The 15,694-nt window shown below is 74.8% G+C and carries 15 protein-coding genes; 11 read left to right on the top strand and 4 right to left on the bottom strand.

Features of this window, described 5'->3' with window-relative positions:
* The first annotated feature begins 5 nt into the window (after positions 1–5).
* The 4 genes from EFE23_RS01325 to EFE23_RS01310 all read left to right on the top strand — a co-directional run bounded on the left by EFE23_RS01325 (position 6) and on the right by EFE23_RS01310 (position 2,674).
* Positions 6–662 (top strand): class I SAM-dependent DNA methyltransferase, encoded by a 657-nt coding sequence (locus tag EFE23_RS01325; protein WP_123239002.1) that lies wholly within the window; start codon positions 6–8, stop codon positions 660–662.
* On the top strand, positions 659–1,633 hold the full coding sequence (locus tag EFE23_RS01320; RefSeq protein WP_123239001.1) for an asparaginase: 975 nt from the start codon (positions 659–661) through the stop codon (positions 1,631–1,633). The genes EFE23_RS01325 and EFE23_RS01320 overlap by 4 nt, the downstream gene beginning before the upstream one ends.
* Before the next feature lie 80 nt (positions 1,634–1,713).
* Complete coding sequence (locus tag EFE23_RS01315) at positions 1,714–1,950, top strand: DUF5522 domain-containing protein (protein WP_233600812.1); 237 nt, start codon at positions 1,714–1,716, stop codon at positions 1,948–1,950.
* A 175-nt stretch (positions 1,951–2,125) separates the two neighbouring features.
* Entirely contained in the window at positions 2,126–2,674 is a 549-nt protein-coding gene (locus EFE23_RS01310; RefSeq protein ID WP_123239000.1) for a hypothetical protein, read from the top strand.
* Between the two features lie 48 nt (positions 2,675–2,722).
* Here EFE23_RS01310 and EFE23_RS01305 read toward each other — a convergent pair whose 3' ends face one another.
* A complete protein-coding gene (locus EFE23_RS01305) occupies positions 2,723–3,409 on the bottom strand; it encodes an iron-dependent transcriptional repressor DtxR (protein ID WP_123238999.1) in 687 nt (228 codons plus the stop codon).
* A 98-nt stretch (positions 3,410–3,507) separates the two neighbouring features.
* Here EFE23_RS01305 and EFE23_RS01300 point away from each other — a divergent pair, with 98 nt between their 5' ends.
* Genes EFE23_RS01300 through EFE23_RS01290 form a run of 3 tightly spaced genes read left to right on the top strand, consistent with a single transcriptional unit; the run spans position 3,508 to position 8,179 of the window.
* Entirely contained in the window at positions 3,508–4,365 is an 858-nt protein-coding gene (locus EFE23_RS01300) for a sulfurtransferase (RefSeq protein ID WP_123238998.1), read from the top strand.
* Between the two features lie 48 nt (positions 4,366–4,413).
* Complete coding sequence (locus tag EFE23_RS01295; protein WP_123238997.1) at positions 4,414–5,595, top strand: acetoin utilization protein AcuC; 1,182 nt, start codon at positions 4,414–4,416, stop codon at positions 5,593–5,595.
* A 25-nt stretch (positions 5,596–5,620) separates the two neighbouring features.
* Entirely contained in the window at positions 5,621–8,179 is a 2,559-nt protein-coding gene (locus tag EFE23_RS01290; protein ID WP_123238996.1) for a bifunctional acetate--CoA ligase family protein/GNAT family N-acetyltransferase, read from the top strand.
* Positions 8,180–8,272: 93 nt separating this feature from the next.
* Here EFE23_RS01290 and sigB read toward each other — a convergent pair whose 3' ends face one another.
* Positions 8,273–9,289 (bottom strand): RNA polymerase sigma factor SigB, encoded by a 1,017-nt coding sequence (gene sigB / locus EFE23_RS01285; protein WP_373683949.1) that lies wholly within the window; start codon positions 9,287–9,289, stop codon positions 8,273–8,275.
* 230 nt (positions 9,290–9,519) lie between these two features.
* On the opposite strand from sigB, the gene EFE23_RS01280 reads away from it, so the two are divergent.
* A complete protein-coding gene (locus EFE23_RS01280) occupies positions 9,520–10,308 on the top strand; it encodes a sporulation protein (RefSeq protein WP_123239052.1) in 789 nt (262 codons plus the stop codon).
* 89 nt (positions 10,309–10,397) lie between these two features.
* Here EFE23_RS01280 and dtd read toward each other — a convergent pair whose 3' ends face one another.
* Together dtd and EFE23_RS01270 are read right to left on the bottom strand one after the other, a co-directional pair.
* On the bottom strand, positions 10,398–10,820 hold the full coding sequence (gene dtd / locus EFE23_RS01275; protein WP_123238995.1) for a D-aminoacyl-tRNA deacylase: 423 nt from the start codon (positions 10,818–10,820) through the stop codon (positions 10,398–10,400).
* Positions 10,820–12,304 (bottom strand): DUF7782 domain-containing protein, encoded by a 1,485-nt coding sequence (locus EFE23_RS01270; RefSeq protein ID WP_199736881.1) that lies wholly within the window; start codon positions 12,302–12,304, stop codon positions 10,820–10,822. The genes dtd and EFE23_RS01270 overlap by 1 nt, the downstream gene beginning before the upstream one ends.
* Before the next feature lie 184 nt (positions 12,305–12,488).
* Here EFE23_RS01270 and EFE23_RS01265 point away from each other — a divergent pair, with 184 nt between their 5' ends.
* The 3 genes from EFE23_RS01265 (at position 12,489) to EFE23_RS01255 (ending at position 15,690) form a co-directional block, all read left to right on the top strand.
* A complete protein-coding gene (locus tag EFE23_RS01265; protein WP_123238993.1) occupies positions 12,489–13,709 on the top strand; it encodes a S8 family peptidase in 1,221 nt (406 codons plus the stop codon).
* A gap of 109 nt (positions 13,710–13,818) precedes the next feature.
* Positions 13,819–14,394: an HhH-GPD-type base excision DNA repair protein gene (locus tag EFE23_RS01260; RefSeq protein WP_123238992.1), complete on the top strand. Its 576-nt coding sequence runs from the start codon at positions 13,819–13,821 to the stop codon at positions 14,392–14,394.
* Between the two features lie 66 nt (positions 14,395–14,460).
* Positions 14,461–15,690: a low temperature requirement protein A gene (locus EFE23_RS01255; RefSeq protein ID WP_123238991.1), complete on the top strand. Its 1,230-nt coding sequence runs from the start codon at positions 14,461–14,463 to the stop codon at positions 15,688–15,690.
* Positions 15,691–15,694 lie beyond the last annotated feature (4 nt).

Raw genomic sequence — 15,694 nt, 5'->3', positions numbered from 1 at the left:
CGTTCATGATCGAACCGGCCTGGCTGACCGAGACCCGCGCCGCCTACGACACCGTGGCGGTGGACTACGCCCGACTGATCCCCGAGGTGCTGGAGGGCCCCCTCGACCGGGGCATGCTGGCCGCCTTCGCCGAGCTGGTCGGGCCCGGCCGGCCGGTGCTGGAGGTGGGCTGCGGCACCGGCCGGATCACCGCGCACCTGCACGGGCTCGGGCTGGACATCGCCGGCGTGGACCTGTCGCCGGGGATGATCGAGGTGGCCCGCCGGTCGTACCCGGAGCTGCGCTTCGAGATCGGGTCGATGACCGACCTGGCGGCGCCGGACGGCGCCCTCGCCGGGCTGGTCGCCTGGTATTCGATCATCCACCTGCCGCCCGCGCTGCTGCCCGGGGTGTTCGCCGGGTTCCACCGGGTGCTCGCGCCCGGCGGCCACCTGCTGGTCGCCGTGAAGGCCGGCGACCAGCGGATCCGGCTGCGGGAGGCGTACGGCCACCGGGTCGAGTACGACGTGTACTGGCTGCCGCCGGAGCAGCTCGCCGTGCAGCTCACCGCCGCCGGGTTCACCGTGCACGCCACGCTGGTCCGGCAAGCGGAGGTCCTCGACCGGGGGCCGCAGGCGTTCCTGCTGGCCACCCGGCCGGCCGACGCGGGGGAGCAGCGGTGAGCGTCGCCCTGTTCACCCTCGGCGGCACCATCGCCATGGCCGGCGCCAGCGGGGGAGTGGTCAGCCGGCTCACCGGCGCCGACCTCACCGCCGCCGTACCCGGGCTCGCCGAGATCCCGCTCGACGTCCGGGACGTCGAGGCGGTGCCCAGCGCCGCCCTGACGTACGGACAGATCCTGGACCTGGTCGACGCGGCAGGCGCGGCGGTGGCCGGCGGGGCGACCGGCGTGGTGGTCACCCAGGGCACCGACACCCTGGAGGAGACCGCCTACCTGGCCGACCTGGTCTGGCCGCACCCGGCGCCGCTGGTGCTCACCGGCGCCATGCGCAACCCCACCCTGGCCGGGCCGGACGGCCCGGCGAACCTGCTCGCCGCCGCCCGGGTCGCCGCCGCGCCGGCCGCGCGTGACCTGGGTGTCCTGGTCGCGTTCAACGACGAGATCCACGCCGCCCGGTTCGTCCGCAAGACCCACAGCACCAGTACGGCCACCTTCGCCTCGCCCAACGCGGGCCCGCTCGGCCACGTGATCGAGGGAGAGGTACGCCTGCTCACCCGGCCGCCCCGACACGCCGCGCTGCCGCCGGTGGACGCCGGCCGGCTGGCCGCCACCCGGGTGGCCCTGCACACCGTCACCCTCGACGACGATCCGGAGCTGCTGTCCCGGCTCGCCGGTGACCGTGACGGACTTGTCGTGGCCGGCTTCGGGGTCGGGCACGTGCCGCCGGCGTTCGCCCCGGTGCTGGAGGCCCTCGCCGCGCGGATGCCGGTGGTGCTGACCTCGCGGACCGGGTCCGGCTCGGTGCTGCGGCACACGTACGGGGCGGTCGGCTCGGAGACCGACCTGCGGCGGCGCGGGGTGATCTGGGGCGGGCTGCTCGACCCGTACAAGGCGAAGGTGCTGCTGCGGCTCCTGCTGGCCGCCGGCGCGGGCCCGACCGAGGTCGCCGAGGCGTTCGCCCGGCACGGCTGAGCCGGGCCTGCCGGGGTGTTAGGAGGGGGCCCCTGCTATGCAGGAGACGTTAATAAGGGGCCCTTCCTTACACTCGCCGGGTGACCGAGCGACCCCTGGCGGACCGGCCGTTGACCGAGCCGCACCCGTCGCGGCTGTCGCCCGACCACCCCGACCGGGCGCGGGTCCTGGCCGCCCACGCCGCCGCGCTGGCCGCCGGGGAGGCCGGGTACCTGGATCCGGCGACCGGTCTCTTCGTGCTCAGCGCCGGCTTCCTGGCCCGCCGCGGCACCTGCTGCGGCCGCGGCTGCCGTCACTGCCCGTACGTGACCGACTGAGCGCCGCAACTCGCCGTGTCCGGGGGCGAGGAGGCCGCGACCTGCCGCAATCCGGGTCGATCCAGGCGGGCCCGGTGGCGGGGGCGGCCCGGGGCTTTCGCGGGGGCGGGGTTGCCCGTACGGTGTCCGACGGACATCCGGCGGGCACCCCGCCGACGACCGCGGAGGTTTCCACGTGCGCGCCCGGATCTGGCTGCTCGCATCGGCCGTACTGCTGACCGCCGGCTGCGCGGCGGAGCGGCCGCCGGTGGCGGTGCCGGCGGCGGAACCGGTGCCGGTGCCGCCGGCCGCGGCCTCCTCGGGCGGGGCGTGCCGGCTGCTCGACTTCGCGGTGATCGCCAAACACACCGGTGGGAAGTTCGACGTGGCCGCCGCGGTGGACAAGGGCGACACGCACACCTGCGTGGTCCGGGCCGAGCAGGCGCTGCTGCCGGAGCTGACCCTCACCGTCACGGACACGTCGATCGACACGTCCGACTTCAGGCTGGACGTCCAGCCCCGGGGAGCCAAGAAGATCAGCAAGCTGGGGAAGATCGCCTACCGGCGTACGGTGCCGAAGAGCGGCAAGGCCGGCCCGGGGGCCGAGGTGGGCTGGCTGGCCAGCGAGGGCCGGCTGGCCACCCTCCGCTGGACCTGCCCGCCGGGCACCGCGACGGCGGCGGCGGACAAGCTGGCCACGAAACTGGTCGACCTGGCGAAGACCGTGGACACCCGCAAGCTCTGACCGGCGGGACCAGCGGAGCGGGACCCGCGGGCCGCGACGACCGGCGGGTCAGTGGGCCGCGACGAACACCCGGGAGGCGACCTCGCGGGGCAGCCGGATCCGGTCGCCGGAGCGGTCGATCGACACGCCGTCGCGCTCCTGCGCCACGGTCACGGTCGCACCCGGGTCGACGCCCGCCGCGTGCAGCTGCCGCAGCACGTCCGCGTCGGTCTGCACGCTCTCGCAGATCCGGCGCACCACGACCTGACCGGAGAGTCCGGGGAAGGCCAGGTTGCGTTCACCCTCCTCCGGGGCGGTCTCGCCCGCGCCGGGCTCGCCCAGCTCCTCCAGCCCCGGGATCGGGTTGCCGTACGGCGAGCGGGTCGGGCGGTTGAGCAGGTCGTAGACCCGCTTCTCCACCGCGTCGCTCATCACGTGCTCCCACCGGCAGGCCTCCTCGTGGGCCTCCTCGTAGGGCATCCCGATCACGTTGACCAGCAGCAGCTCGGCGAGCCGGTGCTTGCGCATGACCGAAACGGCGGTGTTGCGGCCCAGCTGGGTGAGCGACAGGTGGCGGTCGCCCTCGACGGTGAGCAGGCCGTCCCGCTCCATCCGGGCGACGGTCTGGCTGACGGTGGGACCGCTCTGCTTGAGCCGCTCCGCGATCCGGGCGCGCAGCGGCGGCACCCCCTCCTCCTCCAGCTCGAGGATGGTGCGCAGGTACATCTCGGTCGTATCGACCAGGTCATGCTTCACGTCAGCGGCCTCCCGGTGGTCGATGCTACCCCGGACCCCCGACGATCGACGGACGGCGAACCGCGGGGTCGCTGCCAGGATGGTGTTGACTGGACCGCATGTCCGGAACCGATGACCTGCTCGTCGAGCCCGAACGGCTCGCCGCCGAGCTCGACCGCGCCGACCCGCCCACCCTGCTCGACGTCCGCTGGCGGCTGGTCGGGCCACCCGGCCGGGACGACTACGCCGCCGGCCACCTGCCGGGCGCCGTCTTCGTCGACCTGGACACGGAACTGTGCGGCCGCCCCGGCGCCGCCGGCCGGCACCCGCTGCCGGACCCGGGCGCGCTCCAGGCCGCGCTGCGCGCCGCCGGGGTCCGCGCGGGTCACCCCGTCGTGGTGTACGACGGCGGGGACGGCATGTCCGCCGCCCGGGCCTGGTGGACGCTGCGCTGGGCCGGCCACCGGCCGGTCCGGGTGCTGCACGGCGGCTACCCGGCCTGGTGCGCCGCCGGCCTGCCCGTCTCCACCGAGGCCCCCGACCCCGTACCGGGGGACGTCACGGTCGCACCGGGCGCGCTGCCGGTGCTCGACGCCGCCGACGCCGCGCGGCTGGCCGCCGCCGACGCCGGGGTGCTGCTCGACGTGCGGGCCGCGCCCCGCTACCGGGGTGAGACCGAGCCGATCGACCCGGTCGCCGGGCACCTGCCGGGCGCGGTCAACCTGCCCGCCCCCGAGTACGTCGCCGACGGCCGCTTCCCGGCCGCCGAGGCGCTGCGCGAGCGGTTCGCCGCCGCCGGCGTGGCCGAGGGCGCGCCGGTCGGGGCGTACTGCGGCTCCGGGGTGACCGCCGCGCAGGCGGTGCTGGCCCTGCACCTCGCCGGCCGGCCGGACGCCGCCCTCTACGTCGGCTCGTGGAGCAACTGGGTCGCCGACCCGGACCGGCCGGTGGCCACCGGCGGGACACCCGGGCGCTGAACAGGGCGTGCGGTGGGTCCGGGCCGGCGTACGTGCGACGATGGCCCCATGGCCGACGACACGGTGGTGGTGTGGGACGAGGCCCTGCTCGCCTACGACATGGGTGACCATCCCCTCGACCCGGTCCGGGTGGAGCTGACCATGGCGCTCGCCCGCGAACTGGGGGTGCTGGACCGGCCCGGGGTGCGGCTGGTCAAGCCGGAGCCGGCCGACGACGCGCTGCTGACCCGGGTGCACGACCCGCGCTACCTGGACGCGGTGCGGGCCGCGCCCCGGGATCCGCTCTTCGCCGGCTTCGGGCTGGGCACCTCGGACAACCCGGTCTTCGACGGCATGCACGAGTCGAGCGCGCTGATCGCCGGGGCGAGCGTGGCCGCCGCCGAGGCGGTGTGGCGCGGCGAGGCCCGGCGGGCGGTCAACGTGGCCGGCGGCCTGCACCACGCCATGCCGGCCCGGGCCTCCGGCTTCTGCGTCTACAACGACCCGGCGGTGGCCATCGCCCGCCTGCTCGACCTCGGCGCGGAGCGGATCGCGTACGTGGACGTGGACGTGCACCACGGCGACGGCGTGCAGGAGATCTTCTACCGCGACCCGCGGGTGCTCACGGTCAGCCTGCACGAGACCCCGCTGGCGCTCTTTCCCGGCACCGGGTTCCCGGACGAGACCGGCGGGCCGGGCGCCGAGGGGAGCGCGGTCAACATTCCGCTGCCCCCGGGCGTCGGTGACGCCGGCTGGCAGCGCGCCTTCCACGCGATCGTGCCGTCGGTGCTGCGCGCGTTCCGGCCGCAGCTCCTGGTGACCCAGTGCGGGGCGGACGGCCACAAGAGCGATCCGCTCGCCGACCTGCACCTCTCGGTGGACGGGCAGCGGGCCACCTACGTCGCGCTGCGGGCGCTCGCCGACGAGCTGTGCGACGGCCGCTGGGTGGCCACCGGCGGCGGCGGGTACGCGCTGGTCGAGGTGGTGCCGAGGGCGTGGACGCACCTGCTGGCGGTGGCCACCGGGGAGCCGGTCGAGCCGGCGACGCTCACCCCGCCCGGCTGGCGCGAGCTGGCCGCCACCCGTCGGCCGGGCCACGACGTGCCGCTGCGGATGACCGACGACGTGGACCCGACGTACCAGCCGTGGCAGCCGACCGGCGAGCCGACCGCGGTGGACCGGGCCATCGCGGCCACCCGCAAGGCGGTGTTCCCGTTGCTCGGGCTCGATCCGCACGACCCGCGCGACTGAGCCGGCGGTAGGGGAGGACCGACCGGTGACAACCGTCGAGCAACCGGTGGACGTGCTGCTCAGCGACGGCACGACCGTCCAGCTGCGACAGATCCGTCCGGACGACGCTACGGCCATCGTGGCGATGCACTCGCGTTTCTCCGAGCGCACCCGCTATCTGCGCTACTTCTCGCCGTACCCGCGCATCCCGGAGCGGGACCTGCACCGGTTCGTCAACGTCGACCACCGCGACCGGGAGGCGTTCGTGGTGCTGGCCGGCGACCGGATCGTCGCCGTGGGCCGGTACGAGCGGCTCGGCCCCGCCTCGCCGGAGGCCGAGGTGGCCTTCGTGGTGGAGGACGCCTACCAGGGCCGGGGGATCGGCTCGGTGCTGCTGGAGCACCTGGCCGACACGGCCCGCCGGTACGGCATCGTGCACTTCGTCGCCGAGGTGCTCCCGGCCAACGGGGCGATGCTGCGGGTCTTCTCCGACTTCGGTTACCAGATCGCGCGCCAGTACGCCGACGGCGTGGTGCACCTGAGCTTCCCGATCGCCCCCACCGAGGCGACCCTGGAGGTGCAGCGCGGCCGGGAGCACCGCACCGAGGCCCGGTCGATCGCCCGGCTGCTCGCCCCACGCGGCATCGCCGTGTACGGGGCCAGCACCACCGGCCAGGGCGTCGGCGCGGCCCTGCTCGGGCACCTGCGCGACGGCGGCTTCACCGGCACGCTCGTCCCGGTGCACCCGACCGCGGCGACCGTGGCGGGACTGCCCGCGTACCCGTCGGCGGCCGACGCCGGGGCCGAGATCGACCTCGCCGTGGTGGCGGTCGCCCCGGAGGCGGCCACGGACGTGGTCGCCGACGCCGCGAAGGCGGGCGCGCACGGCCTGGTGGTCATCTCCGCCGGGTTCGCCGAGTCTGGCCCGGCCGGGGCGGCCGCCCAGCGCGCCCTGGTCCGGGCCGCCCACCGGGCCGGCATGCGGGTGGTCGGGCCGAACTGCCTCGGCGTCGCCAACACCGATGAGAAGGTACGCCTCAACGCCACCCTCGCCCCGGCGCTGCCCGCCGCCGGCCGGGTCGGCGTGTTCAGCCAGTCCGGGGCGTTCGGGGTGGCCCTGCTCGCCGAGGCGTCGCGGCGCGGCCTGGGCCTGTCCAGCTTCGTCTCCGCCGGCAACCGGGCCGACGTCTCCGGCAACGACCTGCTCCAGTACTGGCAGGACGACCCGGGCACCGACGTCATCACGCTCTACCTGGAGACCTTCGGCAACCCGCGCAAGTTCGCCCGGCTGGCGAGGCGGATCGGCCGGAGCAAGCCCATCGTGGCGCTCGCCTCGCTGGCCCGCCCGCCGGGCGTCGGCGACGGGAGCCCGGCCCTGGACACCTCCGCGGTCAGCGCGCTCTTCGCCCAGTCCGGGGTGATCCGGGTGGACACCGTCGCCGAACTGCTCGACGTCGGCGTGCTGCTGGCGCACCAGCCGTTGCCGGCGGGCCGCCGGGTCGCCGTGGTCGGCAACTCCTCGGCGCTGACCGGGCTGGCCGCCACCGCCTGCGCCGCCCAGGGGCTCACCGTGGCCGACGGCTACCCGCACGACGTCGGACCCCGGGCCGGCGCCGCCGAGTACGCCGCCGCGCTCGCCGCCGCCACCGCCGACGAGCGGGTGGACGCCGTGGTGGCCGTCTTCGCCCCGCCGCTGCCCGGCCAGCTCACCGACCCGGAGGCGGACTTCACCGCCGCGCTGCCCGACGCGCGGGCCACCGGCAAGCCGGTGGTGGCGACCTTCCTCGCCGGCCGGGTGCCCGCCGGGGTGCCGGCGTACCCGAGCGTGGAGGAGGCGGTCCGGGCCCTCGCGCGGGTCGCCAGGTACGCGGACTGGCTGCGCCGCCCGCCCGGGGTGCTGCCCGAGCTGGACGGGGTGGACCGGCTGGCCGGGCACGCGGCGCTGCGCGCCGACGGCGCGGACCCGGCGGCGCTGCTCGGGGCGTACGGGATCGAGGTGGTCGGATCGGCGCACGCGTCCTCGGCGGACGCGGCGATCGCGGCGGCCGAGCGGCTCGGCTGGCCGGTCGCCCTCAAGGCGGCCGCGCCGGGCCTGCGGCACCGGCTCGACCTCGGCGCGGTCCGGCTCGACGTGGCCGACCCCGCGGCGCTGCGCCGCGCGTACGCCGAGATGGCCCCGGTCTTCGGTGCGGACGTCCTGGTCCAGCCGATGGTCGCGCCCGGCGTGGCCTGCGTGGTGGAGCTGGTGGAGGACCCGGCGTTCGGCCCGGTGGTCGGCTTCGGGCTGGGCGGCGTCGCCACCGAGCTGCTCGGCGACCGGGCCTGGCGGGCGGTGCCGCTGACCGACCGGGACGCCGCCGAGCTGGTCGACGAGCCACGCGCGGCGCCGCTGCTGCGCGGCCACCGGGGCGCCGCGCCGGTGGACCTGGCGGCCCTGGTCGACCTGCTGCTGCGGGTCGGGCGGCTGGCCGACGAGCAGCCCCGGGTCCGCTCGCTCACCCTCAACCCGGTGCTGGCCCGCCCGGACGGCATCTCGGTGCTGCACGCCACGGTCCGCACCGGCACGGAGGCGCCCCGCCCCGACACCGGCCCCCGCCGGCTGTAAGGAAGGGCCCCCTGTTAACGCCTGCGGTAGAGAAAGGGCCCCCTTCTAACGCCTCAGGCCCCGGCGAACCGCCGGGGCCTTCGGTGTGCGGGCTTAGCAGGCGTACGCCTCCAGGCGGTTCGCCCGCTCCGGGTCGCGCAGCTTCAGCAGGGTGACCTTCTCGATCTGCCGGATCCGCTCCCGGGACAGGCCGAACTCCCGGCCCACCTCGTCCAGGGTGCGCTGGCGGCCGTCGTCCAGGCCGAACCGCAGCCGGATCACCGCCTGCTCGCGCTGGGAGAGGGTGGCCAGCACGATCCGGACCTCGTTGCGCAGCTCGCCGTTGGCGGCGGCGTCGCCCGGCTCCTCGCGCGGGTCGACCGCGGCGACGAAGTCGCCGAGCGCGCTCTCGCCGTCCTCGCCGACCGCCTGGTCCAGGCTGACCGGCTCCCGGTCGTAGGAGATCAGCTCGATCACCTGGAACTCCGGGATCTCCAGCGCCCGGGCCACCTCGGCGACGGTCGGCTCGCGGCCCAGCGTGACCGACAGCTCCCGGCGGACCCGGACCATCCGGTTGACCTGCTCGACCATGTGCACCGGGATGCGGATCGTGCGGGCCTGGTCGGCCATGGCGCGGGTGATGGCCTGGCGGATCCACCAGGTGGCGTAGGTGGAGAACTTGTAGCCCTTGGTGTAGTCGAACTTCTCGACCGCGCGGATCAGGCCGAGGTTGCCCTCCTGGATCAGGTCGAGGAAGGCCATCCCGCGGCCGGTGTAGCGCTTCGCGATGCTGACCACCAGGCGCAGGTTCGCCTCCAGCAGGTGGTCCTTGGCGGCGCGGCCCTCGACCACGATCAGCTCCAGGTCGGCCCGGAGCTCCGGCGAGACCGGGGTGCAGGCGGAGAGCTTCTCCTCGGCGAAGAGACCGGCCTCGATCCGCTTGCTGAGCTCCACCTCCTGCGCGGCGGTGAGAAGCTTGGTACGGCCGATGCCGTTCAGGTATGCCCGGACCAGGTCGGTGGAGACGCCCCGCTCGTCGGTGGCGTCCAGGTCGGTCAGGGTGTCGATACCGGCCTCGGCGTCGATGGTGGCAGCCGGGCGGGTCTGGTGCTCGATCATCTGCAGGGCCATCTCTGTCTCTCCCCGTGTCCTTCGTGCCGCGTACCGGTTTCCGTGCCGCGTGCCGGCGCGGTGGTGCCGGTGATGAACAACAGCTTGGCGTGCGGGGCGTGAAACGGGAGTGAGGCGATCGGGGAACCGACAGCAATCCCGGCGGAAAGTCGGGTCTCGCTTGCCCGACCCGGTTACCGTGCCAGCGGCCGGCCACCGGGGCGCGGCAGCACAGGCGATCGGAGGACGTGGTGGTCTTCAAGCGGCTCATGCAGGCGATGGGGGTGGGTGGTCCGTCGGTGGAGACGGTGCTGGCCAACCCGAACTGCCGCCCGGGCGGTCACCTGGAGGGCCGGATCCAGGTGCTCGGCGGGGACCACCCGGTGGACGTCTCGTACGTGGCGCTGGGCCTGGTCACCCGGGTCGAGGTGGAGAGCGGCGACTCCGAGTACGACACCACCCAGGAGTTCGGCCGCCGGCAGGTGACCGGCGCGTTCCGGCTGGAGCCGGGGCAGCGGTACGACGTGCCGTTCCGCTTCGACGTGCCCTGGGAGACCCCGCTGACCGACCTGTACGGCCAGCACCTGCACGGGATGACGATGGGGCTGCGGACCGAACTGGAGGTGGCCCGGGCGGTCGACAAGGGTGACCTGGACCCGGTGGCGGTGCACCCGCTGCCCGCCCAGGAGCGGCTGCTGGAGGCGCTGCTGCGGCTGGGCTTCCGGTTCGCCCGGGCGGATGTCGAGCGGGGCCACATCTATGGCGTGCACCAGACGCTGCCGTTCTACCAGGAGATCGAGTTCCACCCGGCGCCGCAGTACGCCCGCGCGATGAACCAGCTGGAGCTCACCTTCGTGACCGACCCGCACCGCATGCAGGTGGTGCTGGAGCTGGACAAGCGCGGCGGCCTCTTCACCGAGGGTCACGATGCCTTCGGCCGGTTCACGGTCGACCACGCCACGGCCGACCGCACCGACTGGGCCGCCCAGCTCGACGGCTGGCTCCGCCAGTCCCTCTCCCGCCGCGGCCTCTTCTTCTGACGGTCGCGAACATCAGGTCGATCATGAGGTTGGCGGCACTCGTGGAGATCCACATCGCCGCCAACCTCATGATCGCGGGGGCGGGCCGGTCAGAGGTCGAGGAGGATGGTGCGGGGGCCGACGTTGATCGACTCGACGAGCATGTGGGCGCGGAAGCGGCCGGTCTCGACCTTCGCGCCGCGGGCGCGCAGCTCCTCGACGACCGCGGTGACCAGGGGCTCGGCCAGCTCGGCGGGGGCCGCCTGGGTCCAGCTCGGGCGGCGGCCCTTGCGGGCGTCGCCGTAGAGGGTGAACTGGCTGACCACCAGGATCGGCGCGCCCGTGTCGGCGGCGCTGCGCTCGTCGTCCAGGATCCGCAGCTCGTGGATCTTGCGGGCCATGGTCGCCGCCACCTGGCCCGTGTCCGCGTGCGTCACGCCGAGCAGCACCAGCAGGCCGTCGGCGATCTCGCCGACCACCTCGCCGTCGACGGTCACGCTCGCCCGGCCGACCGTCTGCACCACCGCCCGCATCAGCCCGCCACCGGCTCGATGATGCCCCGCTCGACCAGGTGCGCCACGATCGGCCCGGCCGCCTCGGCCAGCTCGTCCGGCGTGACGTCGTGCGCCGCGGCGAGCAGGGCGAGCTGGTCGCGCAGCGGCAACCGGCCGTCCGCCCCGCCGACCAGGGCGAGGACGAGCGGATCGATCTCCTCCGACCAGCGCAGCCCGCGCGGCACGGCGAGCACCTGCCGGTCCACCGCCCAGCCCTCGTCGCCCATGGTGGCCTCCTGGCGCAGTTGGAGCCCCTCGGCGGCCCGGTAGCGCGCGGCCAGCAGCCCGTCCGTGTCCCGGTCGCGCAGCCAGTCCTGCCGCCCGAACCACTCGGCGATCCGGTCGCCCATCGGCGGCTCCACCCGCTGCCGCAGGTCCTCGACCCGGACGACCGGCTCGTCGTGTCCGGCGCGGCGCAGCGAGACGATGCCGAAACCGATCGCCTCCACCTTGTGCGCGTCGAACCAGTCCAGCCAGGCCGCCATCCGCTGCGGGTCGGCCGTCTCCCCGACGTCGGTGAGCCAGAGATTGACGTACGCCATCGGATCGGCCACCTCGCGCTGGATGACCCAGGCGTCCAGCCCGGTGCCGGCGAACCAGCCGGTCACCCGCTCGGCCCAGTCCTCGCCGGTGACGTGCACCCAGTTGGCCAGGTACTGCATCATGCCGCCCTCGGTGAGCAGGTGCGGGGCGGCGGCGGCCAGTTCGGCTCCGATCGCGTCGCCGACCCGTCCCGAGTCCCGGTAGACGTGCGTGGTGGTGCCGGGGCCGACCACGAAGGGCGGGTTGCTGACCACCAGGTCGAACCGGCGGCCGGCCACCGGGGCGACCATGTCCCCGCGCAGCAGTTCCCAGTCCTGGCCGTTGAGGGCGGCGGTGGTGGCGGCGAAGCGCAGCGCCCGTTCCGATACGTCGGTGGCGGTCACCCGGTCGGCGTGGGTGGACAGGTGCAGGGCCTGGACGCCGGAGCCGGTGCCCAGGTCCAGGGCGGTCCGCACGGGGCGGCGCACGGTCGCGCCGATCAGCGTCTGGGTGGCCCCGCCGATGCCCAGCACGTGCTCGGCGTGCAGCGGCCGGCCCGGTCGGGCGCTGGCCGGCACGTCGGCGACGACCCACCAGTCGTCCCCGTACGGTTCGAGGTCGACGCCGGCGCGCAGGCCGTCGCCGTGCCGCTCGACGATCCCGCCGGCCAGTGCCTCCTCGACGGTCAGCGGGGCGAGCGCGGCGGCGACCGCCGGCTCCGGTTCGGTCTGGTCGCAGATGAAGACCCGGATCAGCGTCGCGAGGGGGTCGCCGTCCGCGGTCGCGCGCAGCGCGGCGCGGAAGTCGTTGCGGGCGACCCCGCCGGTGGCCTGCGGGCCGAGCCGGTCGGCGATGCCGTTCGAGGTGAAGCGCGCCCGGGTCAGCGCGGTCCGTAGCGCGGCCACGCCGGTGGGGGAGAGCAGCATGTCATGACGGTCCACGTCGCCATCCTGCCTCGCCGGGCCCGCCGCCCGGCCGCCACCCGCGAGATCCATACCGCGGGCCGTATCAACAGGCAACTATCTCTTTCATATCAATCGATGTCTGGCTAGCATTCGCACCAATGTTCGTCGATGGGTGTGCCGGCGGCCACGAGCGCCGGCCTGCCCGGTAGGGAGCCAGACGATGTCTGACGTGTCCGTTCCCCGGCGTCGCGCACTGCGCACGCTCGCCGTCACGGCCGCCGCCGCGGCCCTCGCCGCCGCCGCCTCCACCCCCGCCCTCGCCGCTCCGACCGGCCAGATCCGCTACGCCGGCGCTCCCGACGCCATCAGCGGCAGCTACCTGGTGGTGCTCAAGACCGACACGGTCGGCGCCGCGAACAGCCTCGCCGCCCGCAGCGCGGTGCCGAACCGGGCCGCCGGCCTCGCCGCCCGCTACGGCGGCACGGTCGGCACGGTGTGGAGCGCCGCGCTGACCGGCTACAGCGCGAAGATGAGCCCCGCCCAGGCCCGCCGGCTCGCCGCCGACCCGTCGGTCGCGTACGTCGAGCAGGACCGGGTGGTCACCACCCAGGGCACCCAGACCGGCGCGACCTGGGGCCTGGACCGGATCGACCAGCGCAGCCTGCCGCTGAACAGCACCTACACCTACCCGAACACGGCCAGCAACGTGCGGGCGTACATCATCGACACCGGCATCCGGATCACCCACAGCGACTTCGGCGGCCGGGCGACCTGGGGCACGAACACCGTCGACACCAACAACACCGACTGCAACGGCCACGGCACCCACGTCGCCGGCACGGTCGGCGGCGCGACGTACGGCGTGGCCAAGGGCGTGCGGCTGGTCGCGGTGAAGGTGCTCAACTGCTCCGGCAGCGGCAGCACCGCCGGCGTGGTCAGCGGCGTCAACTGGGTCACCTCCAACGCGGTGAAGCCGGCGGTGGCCAACATGAGCCTCGGCGGCGGTGCCAGCAGCACGCTGGACAACGCGGTGGCCAACTCCATCAGCTCCGGCGTCACGTACGGCATCGCGGCCGGCAACTCCAGCGCCAACGCCTGCAACTACTCGCCGGCCCGGGTCGCCTCGGCGATCACCGTCGGCGCCACCACCAGCAGCGACGCCCGCGCCTCGTACTCGAACTACGGCTCCTGCCTGGACATCTTCGCGCCCGGCTCGTCGATCACGTCGGACTGGAGCACCGGCGACACCGCGACCAACACGATCAGCGGCACGTCGATGGCCACCCCGCACGTGGTCGGCGCGGCCGCCCTGGTGCTCGGTGCCAACCCGTCCTACGCCCCGGCGCAGGTGGCCAGCTACCTGACCAGCAACGCCACCACCGGCAAGGTGACCAGCCCCGGCTCCGGCTCGCCGAACCGGCTGCTCTTCGTCGTCAACTGACCGACCCCGCCGCCCCGGCCCGGTGGACACCACCCCTGTCCGCCGGGCCGGGTCGTGTCCTACGGGGAGTCGGGCACCGTCGACGGTGGCCGACCGGCAGGATGGGGACATGACGCTCTCCCTGCCCATCGACCCGGAGGCCAACGCGCTGCTCGGGCGCAGCCCGCTGGCGCTGCTGCTCGGCATGGTGCTCGACCAGCAGGTGCCGATGGAGAAGGCCTTCTCCTCCCCGTACGTACTGGCCCAGCGGCTCGGCCACGAGCCGGACGCCCGGGAGTTGGCCGGGTACGCCCCGGAGGCCCTCGTCGCCCTCTTCGCCCAGCCGCCCGCCCTGCACCGGTTCCCCAAGGCGATGGCGGCCCGGGCGCAGGAGGTGTGCCAGGTGCTGGTCGACCGGTACGACGGCGACCCGGCCCGGCTCTGGTCCGAGGCGACCGACGGGCCCGACCTGCTGCGCCGGGTCGGTGAGCTGCCCGGCTTCGGCCGGCAGAAGGCGCAGATCTTCGTCGCCCTGCTCGGCAAGCGGTTCGGGGTCACCCCGGAAGGCTGGCGGGAGGCGGCCGGCGGCTACGGCGACCCGGACGCGTACCGCTCGGTGGCCGACGTGACCGACCCCGAGTCGCTGCGCCGGGTCCGCGAGTACAAGCAGCGGATGAAGGCCGAGGCGAAGGCCGCGAAGGGCTGACCCGGGACGCAACTCGTGCGGGCGCCGTCTCGTTGGGTGGCAGGACGGCGGCGGACGGGGACGGCGATGGCGGCGGAACGCGGTGCGGCCCTGCTGCGGAGGCGGAGCAGCTCCGCGCGGACCACCTTCCTGGAGCTCTTCTTCGACCTGGTCTTCGTGTTCGCGCTGACCCGCGTCTCGCAGCGGCTGCTCGACGACCTGCCGGCCACCGGTTGGGCGCTGGTCGGCGCGACCGGCCGTACCCTGCTGCTCTTCCTGGCGCTCTGGCTGATCTGGATGATCACCACCTGGGTGACCAGCCGGTACGAGCCACAGCGCGGGGTGATCCAGCTGGTCGTGATCGGCTCGATGTTCGGCAGCCTGATGTTGGGGGTGGCGCTGCCGAAGGCCCTGGAGGAGCGGGCGGTTCCGTTCGCGGTCGCCTACGTGGCGGTGATGCTGGGCCGGCCGCTGATCGTGGCGGCGGCGCTGGGCGGTCATCCCCGGCGGCTGGTCCCGCTGCGGCTGGCGGCCTGGGCGGCGGTGAGCGCGGTGCCCTGGCTGGCCGGCGCGCTGGGCCCGGATCCGCTGCGGGTGCCACTCTGGGTGCTCGCGCTGACCGTCGACTACGTCGGCCTCTTCACCGGCTGGCCGGTGCCGCGGTTCGGAGCCGCCCCGGCACGGGGGTGGTTGATCACCGGGGAGCACCTGGCGGAGCGCTACCAGCAGATCTTCCTCATCGCGCTTGGCGAGTCGATCCTGGTGATCGGGATCACGTACAGCGGCGAGGACTTCTCGGGCCGGGGTGCGGGGGCGTTCACCGTCTCCTTCGTCACCATCGCGCTGCTCTGGCGGATCTACTTCCACCGCGCCGGCGACCTGCTCGCCGTGGCGTTACGCGTGGCCCGGTCCCCGGGGCGGCTCGGCGCGTCGGCGGCGGTGACGCACCTGTTCATCGTGCTCGGGGTGCTCACCGCGGCGGTCGGCTACGAACTCGTCATCGCGCACCCGTACGGCCGGGGGGAGCTGGGCTGGCTGCTGTTCGTGGTCGGCGGGCCGGCGCTCTTCCTGGCGGCCCGGGCCCGCTTCGAGTACGAGATCTTCGCCCGGGTCTCGGTCTCCCGCGTGCTCGGCGTGCTGCTGCTGGTCCTGCTCGCTCCGTTGCTGGCCCGGGGCGCACCGGTGCTCGCCCTGTCCGGGGTGGCCGGGGTGCTGGCGCTGGTGGCGCTGCTGGACGCGCTGCGCAGCCGGGGCCGACCGGCCGAGCAGCCGGCCTCGCCGTTGGGGCGGGAACGCCGCCCGGGGGACGTGGAGTGACCGC

The organism is Micromonospora solifontis (assembly GCF_003725545.1).
Lineage (GTDB): Bacteria > Actinomycetota > Actinomycetes > Mycobacteriales > Micromonosporaceae > Micromonospora > Micromonospora solifontis.
Note: the sequence above shows the minus strand (reverse complement) of the source record. Positions and strands in the feature narration are given on the sequence as shown.